This window comes from Aeromonas ichthyocola (assembly GCF_046087985.1).
Lineage (GTDB): Bacteria > Pseudomonadota > Gammaproteobacteria > Enterobacterales > Aeromonadaceae > Aeromonas > Aeromonas rivipollensis.
Genome location: NZ_JBJSWH010000001.1, coordinates 27,964 through 42,259 on the forward strand (window position 1 = coordinate 27,964; position 14,296 = coordinate 42,259).

Annotated in this window: 13 protein-coding genes; 6 read left to right on the forward strand and 7 right to left on the reverse strand. The window is 62.7% G+C overall.

Annotation, left to right across the window (positions count from 1 at the left end; all coding sequences use genetic code 11):
* Positions 1 to 131: 131 nt before the first annotated feature.
* The 3 genes from ACF2JD_RS00155 (at position 132) to ACF2JD_RS00165 (ending at position 3,028) form a co-directional block, all read left to right on the forward strand.
* Positions 132 to 1,025: an ABC transporter permease subunit gene (locus ACF2JD_RS00155; protein WP_005325348.1), complete on the forward strand. Its 894-nt coding sequence runs from the start codon at positions 132 to 134 to the stop codon at positions 1,023 to 1,025.
* Positions 1,026 to 1,107: 82 nt separating this feature from the next.
* A complete protein-coding gene (locus ACF2JD_RS00160; RefSeq protein ID WP_005325353.1) occupies positions 1,108 to 2,106 on the forward strand; it encodes a peptide ABC transporter ATP-binding protein in 999 nt (332 codons plus the stop codon).
* Between the two features lie 136 nt (positions 2,107 to 2,242).
* Positions 2,243 to 3,028 carry a peptide ABC transporter ATP-binding protein gene (locus ACF2JD_RS00165; protein ID WP_111910994.1) on the forward strand — a complete coding sequence of 262 codons (786 nt, stop codon included), beginning with the start codon at positions 2,243 to 2,245 and terminating at the stop codon, positions 3,026 to 3,028.
* Between the two features lie 145 nt (positions 3,029 to 3,173).
* Here ACF2JD_RS00165 and miaE read toward each other — a convergent pair whose 3' ends face one another.
* Both miaE and ACF2JD_RS00175 read right to left on the reverse strand, forming a co-directional pair.
* Positions 3,174 to 3,932 carry a tRNA isopentenyl-2-thiomethyl-A-37 hydroxylase MiaE gene (gene miaE, locus ACF2JD_RS00170; protein WP_440986502.1) on the reverse strand — a complete coding sequence of 253 codons (759 nt, stop codon included), beginning with the start codon at positions 3,930 to 3,932 and terminating at the stop codon, positions 3,174 to 3,176.
* Between the two features lie 128 nt (positions 3,933 to 4,060).
* The gene (locus tag ACF2JD_RS00175) at positions 4,061 to 5,074 is read right to left on the reverse strand and encodes a substrate-binding domain-containing protein (protein WP_440986503.1); all 1,014 of its coding nucleotides are present in this window, start codon (positions 5,072 to 5,074) and stop codon (positions 4,061 to 4,063) included.
* Positions 5,075 to 5,324: 250 nt separating this feature from the next.
* On the opposite strand from ACF2JD_RS00175, the gene ACF2JD_RS00180 reads away from it, so the two are divergent.
* From ACF2JD_RS00180 to ACF2JD_RS00190, 3 genes are read left to right on the forward strand one after another with little or no spacing between them, the layout of a single operon-like run.
* A complete protein-coding gene (locus ACF2JD_RS00180; protein ID WP_440986504.1) occupies positions 5,325 to 6,059 on the forward strand; it encodes a PTS transporter subunit EIIC in 735 nt (244 codons plus the stop codon).
* A 20-nt stretch (positions 6,060 to 6,079) separates the two neighbouring features.
* Complete coding sequence (locus tag ACF2JD_RS00185; RefSeq protein WP_440986862.1) at positions 6,080 to 6,778, forward strand: PTS transporter subunit EIIC; 699 nt, start codon at positions 6,080 to 6,082, stop codon at positions 6,776 to 6,778.
* A 31-nt stretch (positions 6,779 to 6,809) separates the two neighbouring features.
* Complete coding sequence (locus ACF2JD_RS00190; protein ID WP_440986505.1) at positions 6,810 to 8,240, forward strand: 6-phospho-beta-glucosidase; 1,431 nt, start codon at positions 6,810 to 6,812, stop codon at positions 8,238 to 8,240.
* 104 nt (positions 8,241 to 8,344) lie between these two features.
* Here the strand turns inward: ACF2JD_RS00190 and purF are convergent, their stop codons facing one another.
* The 5 genes from purF to lolA form a co-directional block, all read right to left on the reverse strand.
* Positions 8,345 to 9,865 carry an amidophosphoribosyltransferase gene (gene purF / locus ACF2JD_RS00195; protein WP_025326767.1) on the reverse strand — a complete coding sequence of 507 codons (1,521 nt, stop codon included), beginning with the start codon at positions 9,863 to 9,865 and terminating at the stop codon, positions 8,345 to 8,347.
* 18 nt (positions 9,866 to 9,883) lie between these two features.
* Positions 9,884 to 10,375, reverse strand: coding sequence for a CvpA family protein (locus ACF2JD_RS00200; protein ID WP_163136943.1), 492 nt, complete (start codon positions 10,373 to 10,375; stop codon positions 9,884 to 9,886).
* Between the two features lie 187 nt (positions 10,376 to 10,562).
* Entirely contained in the window at positions 10,563 to 11,858 is a 1,296-nt protein-coding gene (serS, locus tag ACF2JD_RS00205; protein ID WP_408781407.1) for a serine--tRNA ligase, read from the reverse strand.
* Between the two features lie 288 nt (positions 11,859 to 12,146).
* Entirely contained in the window at positions 12,147 to 13,484 is a 1,338-nt protein-coding gene (locus tag ACF2JD_RS00210) for an AAA family ATPase (protein ID WP_440986506.1), read from the reverse strand.
* Positions 13,485 to 13,632: 148 nt separating this feature from the next.
* Positions 13,633 to 14,241, reverse strand: a complete 609-nt coding sequence (gene lolA, locus ACF2JD_RS00215; protein ID WP_440986507.1) for an outer membrane lipoprotein chaperone LolA — start codon at positions 14,239 to 14,241, stop codon at positions 13,633 to 13,635.
* Between the last annotated feature and the right edge of the window lie 55 nt (positions 14,242 to 14,296).

The following is a 14,296-nucleotide window of genomic DNA, read 5'->3' on the forward strand; positions in this document are numbered from 1 at the left end:
CCACAGCGGCACGCACGCCAGCATGTCGGCCTCGCGCTGCTCACCGCCCTCATGCTGTATCCGGCACGGTGCAAGGTACCCTATGCAACACAAGACTGACCCCGCTCATGGCCAGGGCTGGAGCCTGTATCATGCACGATAAATCGAACATCTATCCGGAGCTCAAGATCCTCTCCCCCCTGGAGCAGACCTGGGCCTCCTACCGCCGCAATCCGCTGGCCATGGGGGGGCTCTGGTGCTTCGGCCTGCTGCTGCTCATCACCCTGGTGGGCCCCCTGGTGGTGCCCTACGGCATCGATGATCAGCACAGCGGCCGCCTGCTGCTGGCCCCCTCCTGGGCCAGCACGGGGAACATCGACTACTTCCTCGGCACCGACGATCTGGGCCGAGACATCCTCTCCCGCCTCGTGGTGGGGGCCCGCCTCACCTTCGGCAACGCCTTGCTGGTGGTGGTGATCGCGCTCCTCGTCGGCTCCGCCATCGGCATCCTCGGCGGCATGAGCAAGGGGGTGAAGTCGAGCGTGCTCCATCACCTGCTCGATACCCTGCTCTCCATCCCCTCCCTGCTGCTGGCCATCATAGTGGTCGCCATCCTGGGGCCAGGGCTGTTCAACACCCTGATCGCCATCACGCTGGCGCTGATCCCGCCCTTCATACGGGCGACCTACAACGCCGTCCACGCCGAGATGCAGAAGGAGTACATCATAGCGAGCCGCCTCGACGGTTCGCCCCCCTTGCGGATCATGCGCCTCGCCATACTGCCGAACATAGTGGAAACCCTGGTGACTCAGACCACCCGGACCCTCTCTGCCGCCATCCTGGATATCTCGGCGGTGGGCTTTCTCGGCCTCGGGGCCCAGTCACCCCAGCCGGAGTGGGGCGCCATGCTGGCGGATTCGAGCGATCTCATCTATCTGGCCCCCTGGACAGTGACCCTGCCGGGCATGGCCATTTTGTTCAGCGTGCTGGTGACTAACCTGGTGGGTGAAGGCATTCGCGAAGCGCTCAAAGAGGGGAACGATTGATGATACTGCGGCTCTATACCATCAAGGACGGCATGGCCCAGATGCAGCACGCCCTGCCACAGCCTCATGAGGAGCGCCACTGATGCCCTTGCTCGACATACGCAACCTGACCATAGAGATCGACACCCCCCAGGGCAAGGTCAAGGCGGTGGACAGGGTCAGCCTGACCCTGAACGAGGGGGAGATCCGCGGCCTGGTAGGAGAATCGGGATCGGGCAAGAGCCTGGTGGCCAAGGTGATCGTCGGCATCCAGAAGGACAACTGGACGGTGCGCGCCGACCGGATGCGCTTCAACGACATGGACTTGCTGACCATGGCCCCCAAGGAGCGACGCCGCATCATGGGCCGGGAGATCGCCATGATCTTCCAGGATCCCATCAGCTGCCTCGACCCCTCCGAGGAGATAGGCACCCAGCTGGAAGAGGCCATCCCCACCAGCGCCTTCGCCGGCAAGTTCTGGCAGCGCTTCCAGTGGCGCAAGAAGCGGGCCATCGCCCTGCTGCACAGAGTCGGGGTCAAGGATCACCGCAAGGTGATGCGGGCCTATCCCCACGAGCTGTCGGATGGCATGTGCCAGAAGGTGATGATCGCCATGGCCATCGCCAACCAGCCGCGGCTGCTGGTGGCGGACGAGCCCACCAGTGCCATGGAGTCCACCACCCACTCCCAGATCCTGCGGCTGCTGGACAAGATGAACAAGCTGGGCAACACCACCATCCTCATCATCAGCAACGACATCGCCGCCATCGCCAACCTGACCGACACCATCAACATCATGTACTGCGGCCAGATGGTGGAAGTGGGCACCCGGGATCAGATCCTCGAATCCCCCCGCCACCCCTATACGGACGCCCTGCTCAAGTCCATTCCCGACTTTGACAAGCTGGTGCGCCACAAGTCCCGGCTCGAGACCCTGCCCGGGGTGATCCCCCCCCTGCAGCACCTGCCCATCGGCTGCCGCCTCGGCCCCCGCTGCCCCTACGCCCAGAAGCAGTGCGTGCAGACCCCGCTGATGAGCAAGGTCAAGGGACACCAATTTAGTTGCCACTTCCCCTTGAACATGGAAGAGCCGAAGAAATGAACCCGAGTCATCACCACTCCATGTCCAATCAGCAAGGCCAAGGGAGATCCATTTCCCAGCTGCCACTGCCCGCTGAACATGGAAGAATCGAAGAAATGAGCCTGACCATGAATGCCGCCATAAAGGAGCCCAGCCTGTGATCGAACCCGCCCTGTTGCAGGTCAGGGGCCTGTGCAAGACCTATCAGAACCGCACCGGCCTGTTCCGGCGCCAGGCGGTGGAGGCCATCAAGCCCCTGTCGTTTGATCTCGGAGTGGGCCAGACCCTGGCCATCGTCGGCGAGGCGGGCTCTGGCAAGAGCACCCTGGCGCGGATCCTGGCTGGCATGATAGAGCCGAGTGGCGGCGAAATCGCCATCGAGGGGCAGCCCCTGGTTCACGGTGACTATCAGACCCGCTGCAAGCTGCTGCGGATGATCTTCCAGGACCCCAATACCTCGCTCAACCGCAAGATCCGGGTCGGCCAGATCCTGGAGACGCCGCTGCGCCTCAACACGGCCCTGAGCGAGGAGGAGCGCCGGGAGAAGGTGGTCCAGACCCTGCGCATGGTGGGCATGCTGGCGGATCACGCACTCTTCTACCCCCAGATGCTCTCCGCCGGTCAACAGCAGCGGGTGGGGCTGGCGCGGGCGCTCATCCTCAATCCCAAGATAGTGGTGGCCGACGAGGCGCTCTCGACCCTGGACATCTCGGTGCGCTCCCAGATCATCAACCTGCTGCTGGAGATGCAGGAGACCACGGGGCTGAGCTATGTGCTGGTGGCCAACGATCTGGGCATCGTCAGCCACATCAGCGACGAGGTGCTGGTGATGCACGAGGGCCGGGTGGTGGAGCGCGGCAAGACCCTCAAGGTGTTTGCCGATCCCCAGCACGACGTGACCCGCCGCCTGATCCAGAACTACAACAACGAATATCGCCGCTGATCCCCAGCCGTTCCCCCTCCGGCCCATGGGCCGGGCATAAAAAAACCCGGCCTGATGTCGAATCAGTCGCCGGGGGATTGCGCTCAAAAAAGTGATTGCGTCGCTCGTAGTAGGAACACCGAGATAGTAGGCAGCCCCTCTGGGCTCAACAACTGTCAGATCTGACAGGCAGGCCGCTATGGAACCTGAACTGCGGATCCGGCGAGCAGATAAGCTCTGCTTCAATCCGGCCAAAATAGGCGACCCGCTCGCTGATATCCTCCCCGGCGTACTGCTCGGCCAGTGCCAGATAATCCTGGTAGTGGCGCGCCTCCGATCGCAGCAGGGAGACATAGAAGCGGCCCAGCTCCTCGCCCAGGTGGGGGGCAATCTTCGCAAAGCGCTCGCAGGAGCGCGCCTCTATGTAGGCGCCGATGATCATCTTGTCCACCACGGCCGCCGGCTCGTAGGTACGCACGTGGGCCAGCAGGCTGCGGGCATAGCGGGAGGCGGTGACGGGCCCATAGGGGATGCCGCGGGCCTGCATTATCTCCAGCACCTGCTCGAAGTGGTGCAGCTCCTCCTGGATGAGCCGCACCATGGGAAACAGCAGGGGATTGCGTTCGAGCTCGGCGAACACGCTTCTGTCTGACTCCCCCATGGTGCGTTTGCCGAGGATCTCGGCCTTCTCGGGGATGGCATCCAGCTCACGGTAAAATTCAAGCTTGGGCAGCAGGTGGCGCTTCTCCTTGGGCAGGCAGTAGCGGCGCACCAGGCTGTGGGCCGTCAGGGCGGCCTTGTTCTCGCAGTTGGCGTGATCGATGAGCAGGGTCGGCAACTGGGCGGGATCCCGCGCCATTTCTACCCACTCATCCGGGGTCTCACAATGCAGGAACTGACGAACGGGGGCTAGCAGGTCATCCATCTGAACTCTTGTGCTCTCTGGTTAGTCTTGATTGGCATATATTGATGCGGCTTGATACGGCGGGCGAAGCCCGCGAAGGGGGCCCATGCTAACGGATCCCGCCCCGCCTGCCCAGCGCAGAGGCGGCCTCACTCCAGCAGGCGCTTGAGGGAATCGCGCCGGACCAGCTTGCCGCTGAAAGAGGGCAGCTCACCGGCTTCCCCCTCCTCCACCATGGTGATCAGCCGGCTGATGGTCTCCTGGATCATCTCGGTCACCGGCATCTTGACGCTGGCCAGCGAAGGAATGACGTAGGGAGCCAGGGCGATGTCGTCGAACCCCACCACAGAGACCTGCTCCGGCACCGACAGGCCGCTCTCGTGCAACTGCTTGATGGCACCGATCGCCATGTCATCGTTGCTGGCGATCAGGGCACTGAAGCTCACCCCGCGCGCCAGCAGGGTCGAGACCCCGGCCGCGCCGCAGGCGGGGGTCCACTTGCCGGGGGCGATCAGTGCCTCTCGCACGGGAATGCCGTGCCGGGCAAGGGCCTCGCGGTAGCCGGCGAGACGCTCCATACCGGTGGGGGAATCCGCCGAGCCTGTGATGAAGGCGATGTCGCTGTGCCCCATCCCGACCAGCCTGTCCACCACGGCCGCAGCGGCCGCCTGCTGATCGGCGTAGACGCAGTGCGCCGGGTGGCGCCGTAACTTGCGGTTGAGCACCATGATGGGCTGGGAGTGCTGCTCGATTATCTCGTCCATCTCCTCGACGCTGAGAAAACGCGGGTAGATGATGACGCCGTCACAGCGGGAGTCGAGCAGGTACTGGATGGCCTGTCGCTCCTCCTCGGCGCTGTGCTTGCCGTCGGCCAGGATCAGCTGCCGGCCCCGATCTTCGGTCAACCGCGCCGCGTGGGAGAGCAGCTCGCTGAAATAGACGCCGTGATAGAGGGTATTGGTCACCACCAGGCCCAGAGTCTGGGTGTTTTTGGTGGCCAGCTGCCTCGCCAGCAGGTTGGGGCGATAGCCGCTCTCCTCTATGGCCTGGAACACCCGATCCCGGGTCTCCTGACTGGTATAGCCATTGCCCGACAGCACCCGGGAGACAGTCGCCTTCGACACCCCTGCCCGCTTCGCCACCTCCAGCATAGTCGTCATCATCTTCCCCTCTTCTCGACGGGCCGCAGTGTACTGCACGGGACCCGCTTGTGCTAACGAGAATGGGCGCAGGCCCCCCCTTTCAGTGATCCCATTCACGGTTCTGCACAATGGCGGTGCGGCCGTCTTGTCTGTGAGCATGAAACTGCGCATGCTGTATGGAACCGGTTCCACAATACAGTTTCATTCCCGTTCTTCCCGTCGTCAATGACGGGGTTCGACAAGCCTCATTTGGTAAAAAGGATACGACTAGATGTCAAAGAACTACGCGGCCCTGGCCGGCAAGGTCATCACGGCCCTCGGCGGAACCGGCAACATAGTCGCCGTGACCCACTGCATGACGCGCCTGCGCTTCGTGCTGCAAGACCCCACCCTGGTGGACAGCCCAACGCTCAAGGCCACTGCCGGGGTACTTGGGGTGGTCAGCAGTGATAACCAGTGCCAGGTGATCATCGGCAACATGGTCTCCCACGCCTATCGCGAGGTGCTTGCCCAGTTGCCGGAAGGCGCACAGGGAGACGTGCCAGCGGCCAAGCCAGGTTTCAGCCTGCGCCGCATGGGCGCCGCCATTCTGGACGCCCTGATCGGCACAATGTCGCCCCTCATTCCGGCCATCATCGGCGGCTCCATGCTCAAGCTGCTGGCCATGGTGCTGGAGATGACAGGGGTGCTGGAGAAAGGATCCTCGACCCTCACCATACTCACTGTGGCCGGGGACGGCGCCTTCTTCTTCCTGCCCCTGATGGTGGCCGCCTCCGCCGCCGTCAAGTTCAAGACCAATATGTCGCTCGCCATCGCCATCGCCGGCGTGCTGGTGCACCCCAGCTTCATCGAGCTGATGGCCAGGGCCGCCGAGGGGGAGCAGGTGACCTTCGCCCTGATCCCGGTCACGGCGGTGAAATACACCTATACCGTGATCCCGGCCCTGGTGATGACCTGGTGCCTCTCCTACATAGAGCGCTGGGTCGATCGCATCACCCGGCGGTGACCAAGAACTTCTTGAAGCCCATGCTGATAGTGCTGATCGCGGCGCCGCTCGCCATCCTGCTCATCGGCCCCATCGGCATCTGGATTGGCACCGCAATCTCGGGCCTGGTCTACACGGTTCACGACTACCTCGGCTGGCTGTCGGTGGCCATCATGGGCGCGCTCTGGCCGCTGCTGGTGATGACAGGCATGCACCGCGTCTTCACCCCGACCATCATCCAGACCATCGCCGAGACCGGCAAGGAAGGCATGGTGATGCCCTCCGAGATAGGCGCCAACCTCTCCCTCGGCGGATCCTCCCTGGCCGTCGCCTGGCGCACCAAGAACCCCGAGCTGCGCCAGACCGCGTTGGCGGCGGCCGCCTCCGCCATCATGGCGGGGATCTCCGAGCCCGCCCTCTACGGGGTGGCCCTGCGATTGAAGCGGCCCCTCATCGCCAGCCTTATCAGCGGCTTCATCTGCGGCGCCGTGGCAGGCATGGCCGGGCTCGCCAGCCACTCCATGGCGGCCCCCGGGCTCTTCACCAGCGTGCAGTTCTTCGATCCGGCCAACCCCATGAGCATCGCCTGGGTGTTCGCCGTGATGGCACTCTCGGTGGTGCTCTCCTTCGTGCTGACCCTGCTGATGGGCTTTGAGGACATACCTGTGGAGGTACCCGGCGAGAGCGCCGCTCCCCAGCCCGTCGCGGCCAGCCAGACGCAGGCCACCGCCGGTGCGTGACTCCCCTATCAGACATGACAAGAGGTAACCAATGTCGTTAGCAAGATTTCCACAAGGCTTCCTGTGGGGCGGCGCCCTGGCCGCCAACCAGGCGGAAGGGGCCCATCTCGAAGGGGGCAAGGGGCTGACCACGGTCGACATGATCCCCCACGGTGCCAACCGCATGGCGGTCAAACTCGGCCAGGAGCAGCGCTTCACCCTGCGGGATGACGAGTTCTACCCAAGCCACGAGGCCATAGATTTCTATCACCGCTACAAGGAAGACATCGCCCTGATGGCCGAGATGGGCTTCACCGTGTTTCGCACCTCCATCGCCTGGAGCCGGCTCTATCCCAAGGGGGACGAGCAAGAGCCCAACCCCGAGGGCATCGCCTTCTACCGGGCGCTGTTCGAGGAGTGCAAGAAGTACGGCATCGAGCCCCTGGTGACCCTGTGCCACTTCGACGTGCCCATGCACCTGGTGGTGGAGTACGGCTCCTGGCGCAACCGCAAGATGGTGGAGTTCTTCACCCGCTACGCGCGCACCTGCTTCGAGCAATTCGATGGTCTGGTGAAGTACTGGCTCACCTTCAACGAGATCAATATCCTGCTGCACAGCCCCTTCTCAGGCGCCGGGCTGGTGTTCGAGGAAGGGGAAAACAGGGAGCAGGTCAAATACCAGGCCGCCCACCACGAGCTGGTCGCCAGCGCCCTGGCGACCAAGATTGCCCACGAGGTCAATCCGCACAACCAGGTGGGCTGCATGCTGGCGGGGGGCAGCTTCTACCCCTACTCCTGCAAACCGGAAGATGTCTGGGCCGCGCTCCAAAAGGAGCGGGAGAACCTGCTGTTTATCGATGTGCAGGCCAGGGGCGCCTACCCGGCCTATGCTGCCAGCCTGTTTCGCGAGAAGGGGATCCAGCTCGTCAAGGCGCCGGAGGATGATGACATTCTCAAACACGGCGTCGACTTCGTCTCCTTCAGCTACTACGCCTCCCGCTGCGCCTCGGCCGACATGAACCAGGACAACACCAGCGCCGCCAACGTGGTCAAGTCCCTGCGAAACCCCCACATCCAGCAGAGCCAGTGGGGTTGGGGCATAGACCCGCTCGGCCTTCGCATCACCATAAACAGCCTGTACGATCGCTATCAGAAGCCCCTGTTCCTGGTGGAGAACGGCCTGGGGGCCATCGACGAGATCAACGCCGATGGCGAGATAGAGGACGACTATCGCATCGACTACCTGCGCGCGCACATCAGCGCCATGGGGGATGCCATCGCCGACGGGGTGCCACTCTTGGGCTACACCAGCTGGGGCTGCATCGATCTGGTGTCCGCCTCCACCGGCGAGATGAGCAAGCGCTACGGCTTCGTCCACGTGGACAGGGACGATGCCGGCCAGGGCACCCTGGCGCGCAGGCGCAAGAAGTCGTTCTGGTGGTACCGACAGGTGATCGCCAGCAACGGGGAAGATCTGGCGTGACGAGGGCCGCCCCGGTGAGGGGGGCGGCTTGAGACAGAGACGAAAACAGAGATGGGGGCCTGAGCCCCCATCTCTGTTTCATGTCGACGGTAAATGGAAAACGTTTAACTGCCTTCGTTGAAGATCTCCAGGTTGCTGGTCCCTTCCTGCCACTCGCGCACCGCCTTGTTGTCGTCGCTGCGCAGGGCGTTCAGGTGGTCCAGATACCCCTGATCCACATCCGAGGTCACGTAGTGGCCGTTGAACACCGAGGTCTCGAAGTGGCGCAGCTCGGGGTTGATCTCCCGCACCGCCTCTTCCAGATCTTCCAGATCCTGGAAAATCAGGCCATCGGCGCCAATCAGCTTGCACACCTCTTCCACTTCACGGCCATGGGCGATCAGCTCGTTGGCGGTGGGCATGTCGATGCCGTAGACGTTGGGGAAGCGAATTTCCGGTGCTGCCGAGGCGAAGTAGACCTTGGCCGCCCCCGCTTCACGGGCCATCTGGATGATCTGCTCCGAGGTGGTGCCACGGACGATGGAGTCATCCACCAGCAACACCTTCTTGCCCTTGAATTCGGAGCTGATGGCGTTGAGCTTGCGACGCACCGACTTCTTGCGCTGGGTCTGGCCCGGCATGATGAAGGTACGGCCTATGTAGCGGTTCTTCACGAAGCCCTGACGGTATGGCAGACCCAGGGTATGGGCGATTTCCAGCGCCACATCGCAGGAGGTCTCGGGGATGGGGATGACCACATCCACGTCGAGATCTTCCCACTCCCGTGCAATCTTCTTGCCCAGCTTGCGACCCATGTTGAGGCGGGCGGCGTAGACGGAAACCTTGTCGATGCAGGAGTCGGGACGGGCGAAGTAGACGTACTCGAAGATGCAGGAGCTCATCTGGGGGTTCTCCGCACACTGCTCGGAGAAGAGCTGGCCCTGCTCTGTGATGTAGATGGCCTCGCCCGGGGCGACGTCACGCACCGTCTCGAAACCGATGGCGTCCAGCGCCACGCTCTCGGAGGCGAGCATGTACTCCACCTGGCCCTGATCGTCGACGCGACGACCCAGGATCAGCGGGCGAATGCCGTTGGGATCGCGGAAACCGATGAGGCCGTGGCCTATCACCAGCGACACCACGGCATAGGCGCCGCGGATCTGCTGGTGCACCTTGCGCACCGCAGAGAAGATGTCCTCCGGCCGCAGCGCCATCTTGTCGCACAGATCCAGCTCATGGGCCAGCACGTTCAGCAGCACTTCGGAATCCGAGGTGGTGTTGATGTGGCGGCGGGCCACCTTGAACTGCTGCTCCTTGAGATCCTTGGCGTTGGTGAGGTTGCCGTTATGGGCCAGCACCATGCCGTAGGGAGAGTTCACGTAAAAAGGTTGGGCTTCAGCGGCACTGGAGCTGCCTGCGGTGGGATATCTGACATGTCCTATGCCGATATGCCCCTTCAGTCGCTGCATGTGGCGCACTTCAAACACATCCTTCACCAGGCCGTTGGCCTTGCGTTGCCGGAAGTTTCCACTGTCAATGGTCACGATCCCGGCGGCATCCTGTCCCCTGTGCTGCAACACCGTCAAGGCGTCGTAGAGGGCCTGATTGACGGGGGTGGTGCCAACTATACCGACAATACCGCACATGTCTTTGCTACCTCGAAGTCACTGTACCTGTTGAAGAAAACTGGACGAGTTCAGCATGAACCCGAAAAACCACTGGATCACCGGCTTGAACTCGGGAACCAGTTTGGACGCCACCCACCAGTCGCTCTGGGAGAGGCTGGTGAAGGTATCCATAAAAAACAGCAGGGCACTGACGATCAGTACCCCGCGAATGGCGCCAAAACAGACACCCAGCACCCGATCCGTGCCGGAGAGTCCCGTCTTTTCCACCAGCAGGCCCACCACGTAGTTGACCACGCTCCCCAGGATCAGGGTCGCGACGAAGAGGGCGGCGATGGCCAGGCCGTTGCGCACCATGGCGTCGGAGAAGGAGGTGAAGTAGATGGCGAGATCGGGATAGAAATGGCTGGCAATGAAAAAGGCGACGAACCAGGTGACGAGGGACATGGCTTCCTTCAGGAAGCCGCGCACCAGGCTGATGAGGGCAGAGAAACCGACGATGCCGATGATGGCGTAATCAATCCAGACCATAGAAAAAGATGTCCTGCGAAATTGCGGCGCAGTCTAACAAAAACGATTGCGCAATGCTTGATAAAAATGTGTTAAAGGTTCAATGGAGCGCCGAAGGAGACTGCTCCTCTCCCCTGCCGGGGGGCGACTGGCGCCCAAATGCACAACGCCATGGCATGGCCATGGCGTTGTGTTCAGCAAGAGGCGCTTACCCTATGTGGGTCAGGCCGCCCATGTAGGACTGCAGCGCCGCCGGGATGGCGATGCGGCCGTCTTCCTGCTGGTAGTTCTCGATCACCGCCACCAGGGTGCGGCCCACCGCCAGGCCGGAGCCGTTCAGGGTGTGCAGCAGTTGCGGCTTGCCATCGACACGCACGCGGGCCTGCATGCGGCGCGCCTGGAAGTCGGTGCAGTTGGAGACGGAGGAGATCTCGCGGTAGGTGTTCTGAGCCGGCAGCCAGACTTCCAGATCGTAGGTCTTGGCGGCGCAGAAGCCCATGTCACCGGTACAGAGCGCCATCACGCGATAGGGCAGCTCCAGCAGTTGCAGCACCTTCTCGGCGTGACCCACCATCTCTTCCAGCGCATCCCAGGACTTTTCCGGGTGCACCAGCTGAACCATCTCGACCTTGTCGAACTGGTGCATGCGGATGAGACCCCGGGTATCTCGGCCATAAGAGCCGGCTTCGGAGCGGAAGCAGGGGCTGTGGGCCGTCATCTTGATGGGCAGCTCCTGCTCGTCGAAGATCTCGTCGCGGGCCATGTTGGTGAGCGGCACTTCGGAGGTCGGGATCAGGGAGAACTTGCGCACCTTGCCCTCGTCTTCCCCTTCGCCCTCGATACCTGTGTTGAAGAGATCCTGGGAGAACTTGGGCAGCTGGCCGGTGCCGTACAGGCTGTCCGGGTTCACCAGGTAGGGCACGTAGCATTCGGTGTAGCCGTGCTGCAGGGTGTGCAGGTCCAGCATGAACTGCGCCAGGGCGCGGTGCAGGCGGGCAATCTGACCCTTCATCACCACGAAGCGGGCACCGGAGAGCTTGACGCCGTTCTTGAAGTCCACGCCCTTGGCCGCTTCGCCGAGATCGATGTGATCGCGCACCGGGAAGCTGAATTCGCGCGGGGTACCCCAGTGGCGAACGATCACGTTGTCGTTCTCGTCGCGGCCCACCGGGGTGCTGTCGCTCGGCAGGTTGGGGATGGCGTCGGAGATGGCCTTGATGTCGGCCAGCAGTGCCTCGAGCTCGACCTTGCTGGTCTCCAGCTCGTCGTTGATCTTGGTCACCTCGGCCTTGAGGGGAGCCACATCTTCGCCGCGACGGGCAGCCTCACCGATGGACTTGGAGCGGGCGTTGCGCTCGGCCTGCAGCTCCTGGGTACGGGACTGCAGATCCTTGCGTTTCTCTTCCAGAGCATTGACAGCCGCTACGTCCAGCGCGTAGCCACGTGCAGCCAGACGAGCGGCGGCCTCTTCGATATCGCTGCGCAGATATTTGGGATCCAGCATGGTTTACCTACTTTTTTTAATGGGATCTGGGCCTGGGTCATCCGCCCTGGCGAGAAAACAGATCCGGAAGTTAACATCGGTTGGCGCACCCCTATGTCTTCGGAATCGGGCCTTCTAAATCAAGAAGATGGTGCAAGGCCAAGACAAGCGGGGTCAGAGGGGCAGTGTAGCAGACCGCCCCCCCGCCCGAACAGGGCGTATTGCTGTCGTTTTTGCCAAGTTTGACGGCATCGGCAGGCTTATCTTCGCCGATCCGAGGGATCGCCATGCTGCCCGGGCAAGGCGCCCTTACTTCTCTCTTTGGCGCGGGCTTTGGCGGTCCAGCTCGCGCAGATAGTCGAGCTTCTGGGCGATCTGCTTCTCGAGGCCCCGTTCGGTGGGCTGGTAGTAGTGCCTGCCAGCCAGTTCGGGGGGGAAGTACTCCTCGCCGGCGGCATAGGCGCCGGGTTCATCGTGGGCATAGCGGTACTCTGCGCCATAGCCGAGCTCGCTCATCAGCTTGGTCGGCGCGTTGCGCAGGTGCGGCGGCACCTCGAAGTCCGGCAGGTTTTTGGCATCGTTGAGCGCCGCCTTCCAGGCGGTATAGACCGCATTGCTTTTGGGGGCGCAGGCAAGGTAGACGATGGCCTGGGCGATGGCCCGCTCCCCTTCCGCCGGGCCTATGCGATGGAAGCAGTCCCAGGCTGACAGCGCCACCTGCATGGCGCGGGGATCGGCGTTGCCCACGTCTTCCGAGGCAATCGCCAGCAATCGGCGGGCAATATAGAGGGGATCGCAACCGGCACTCACCATGCGGGCATACCAGTAGAGGGCCGCATCCGGCGCCGAGCCGCGAATGGACTTGTGCACCGCCGAGATGAGGTCGTAGAAGTGATCCCCGCCCTTGTCAAAACGTGCCACGTGCTCCCCCACCACGGCGGCAAGCAGGGCGCTGTCGATCACCCTCTCCCCTGCCCCATTGGCCTCGGCCATGTCGGCCAGGAGCTCCAGATAGTTGAGGGACTTGCGCCCGTCCCCATCCACGGCTTTGGCCAGCGCCGCCTTCACCCCGGGGGCAAAGGTGAGACTGGGGTCATTGAGACCGCGCGGATCCTGCATCGCCTGATCGAGCATGGCGAGGATGTCGTCTTCCTCAAGCCTTTTCAGCAGGTAGACCCGGGCCCGGGAGAGCAGTGCGTTGTTGAGTTCGAACGAGGGGTTTTCGGTGGTAGCACCGATAAAGGTGATGGTGCCGTCTTCGATGTGGGGCAGGAACACATCCTGCTGGCTCTTGTTGAAGCGGTGCACCTCGTCCACGAAGAGGATGGTGCGCACCCCGCGCCAGCTGTTCTCCTTCGCCTTGTCGATGGCGGCGCGGATCTCCTTGATGCCGGAGGTGACCGCGGAGAGCCGCTCCACCTCGGCCTGGCAGTAGTGGGCCATCAGCTCGGCGAGGGTGGTCTTGCCGGTACCGGGCGGCCCCCACAGGATCATGGAGTGGCAGAGCCCCGCCAGGATCGCCTTGCGCAGGGGCTTGTCGGCCCCCAGGATGTGCTGCTGACCTATGTATTGATCCAGGTTCTGCGGCCGCATCCTGGCCGCCAGCGGACGAAAGTCCGACGAGAAATCCAGGGACAAGTTGCTCATCTGCGTTAACCGTCCAGTGCCACGCCGGCCGCCGGTGAGAGGCGCTCCGACGATGATTCCAAAGAGCGCTTGCTCATCTTGGTTGAGAGCCCCCGAGGGGCCGTCAGCGGATGACGGCCCGACCGGAGATCCGAAGAGAGAGGGCTCATCAGCGCTGATCGTCCAGTGCGACCCCCTTGGGTATCTTGAACACGAACTCGTTGCCCTTGAGCACCGGCTTGCGGTTGAAGCTGCTCAAGACGAATTCGCTCCACTGCCCCTGGGCCTCTTTCACATCGAACCGGCTGATGTTGTTCTGACGGTCGAAGGTGATGCGAAAGGAGGCAATAAGCTCATCCTTGTTGCGGCTGGTGACTGTGTAGACGTCCCCCTGCTGGGTCACGTCGTAGTTCTTCCAGAGCCCGATATCGTTGCCGGCGATCAGCACGAAGGGGGTGTTGAGCACCGCATCCTTCATCTTGAGGGCGGTGACCTGCTCGACGAAGGGGTCATAGACCCACACATCCTTGCCGTCCGCCACTATCAGGCTCTCGTCCGGGGCAGTGGTGTGCCAGTTGAAGCGGTTCGGGCGCTGCACCAGCAGGGAGCCGCTCGCCTTCTGCAGCTCCTTGCCCTTGCTGTCATAGACGGTCTGGGCAAACTTGGCCGAGAACAGGCTGACGCCCGTCAGCTTCTGCTTGAGATCGCTGGCCGCATCGGCCCACACCTGGCTGCTGGCGAGCAACAGTACAGAACCCATCAATAATGCTTTTTTCATCGCGATTCCCGTTGAAGAGGGTCAGATAAAAGGCCATGTCCGCAGACATGGCCAG

Coding starts and splice junctions, on each gene's coding strand:
- purF (WP_025326767.1), bottom strand. CDS start 9,865: ATGTGCGGTATTGTCGGTATAGTTGGCACCACCCCCGTCAATCAGGCC.
- ACF2JD_RS00180 (WP_440986504.1), top strand. CDS start 5,325: ATGTCAAAGAACTACGCGGCCCTGGCCGGCAAGGTCATCACGGCCCTC.
- serS (WP_408781407.1), bottom strand. CDS start 11,858: ATGCTGGATCCCAAATATCTGCGCAGCGATATCGAAGAGGCCGCCGCT.
- ACF2JD_RS00185 (WP_440986862.1), top strand. CDS start 6,080: ATGCTGATAGTGCTGATCGCGGCGCCGCTCGCCATCCTGCTCATCGGC.
- ACF2JD_RS00200 (WP_163136943.1), bottom strand. CDS start 10,375: ATGGTCTGGATTGATTACGCCATCATCGGCATCGTCGGTTTCTCTGCC.
- ACF2JD_RS00155 (WP_005325348.1), top strand. CDS start 132: ATGCACGATAAATCGAACATCTATCCGGAGCTCAAGATCCTCTCCCCC.
- ACF2JD_RS00175 (WP_440986503.1), bottom strand. CDS start 5,074: ATGATGACGACTATGCTGGAGGTGGCGAAGCGGGCAGGGGTGTCGAAG.
- ACF2JD_RS00160 (WP_005325353.1), top strand. CDS start 1,108: ATGCCCTTGCTCGACATACGCAACCTGACCATAGAGATCGACACCCCC.
- ACF2JD_RS00190 (WP_440986505.1), top strand. CDS start 6,810: ATGTCGTTAGCAAGATTTCCACAAGGCTTCCTGTGGGGCGGCGCCCTG.
- lolA (WP_440986507.1), bottom strand. CDS start 14,241: ATGAAAAAAGCATTATTGATGGGTTCTGTACTGTTGCTCGCCAGCAGC.
- miaE (WP_440986502.1), bottom strand. CDS start 3,932: ATGGATGACCTGCTAGCCCCCGTTCGTCAGTTCCTGCATTGTGAGACC.
- ACF2JD_RS00210 (WP_440986506.1), bottom strand. CDS start 13,484: ATGAGCAACTTGTCCCTGGATTTCTCGTCGGACTTTCGTCCGCTGGCG.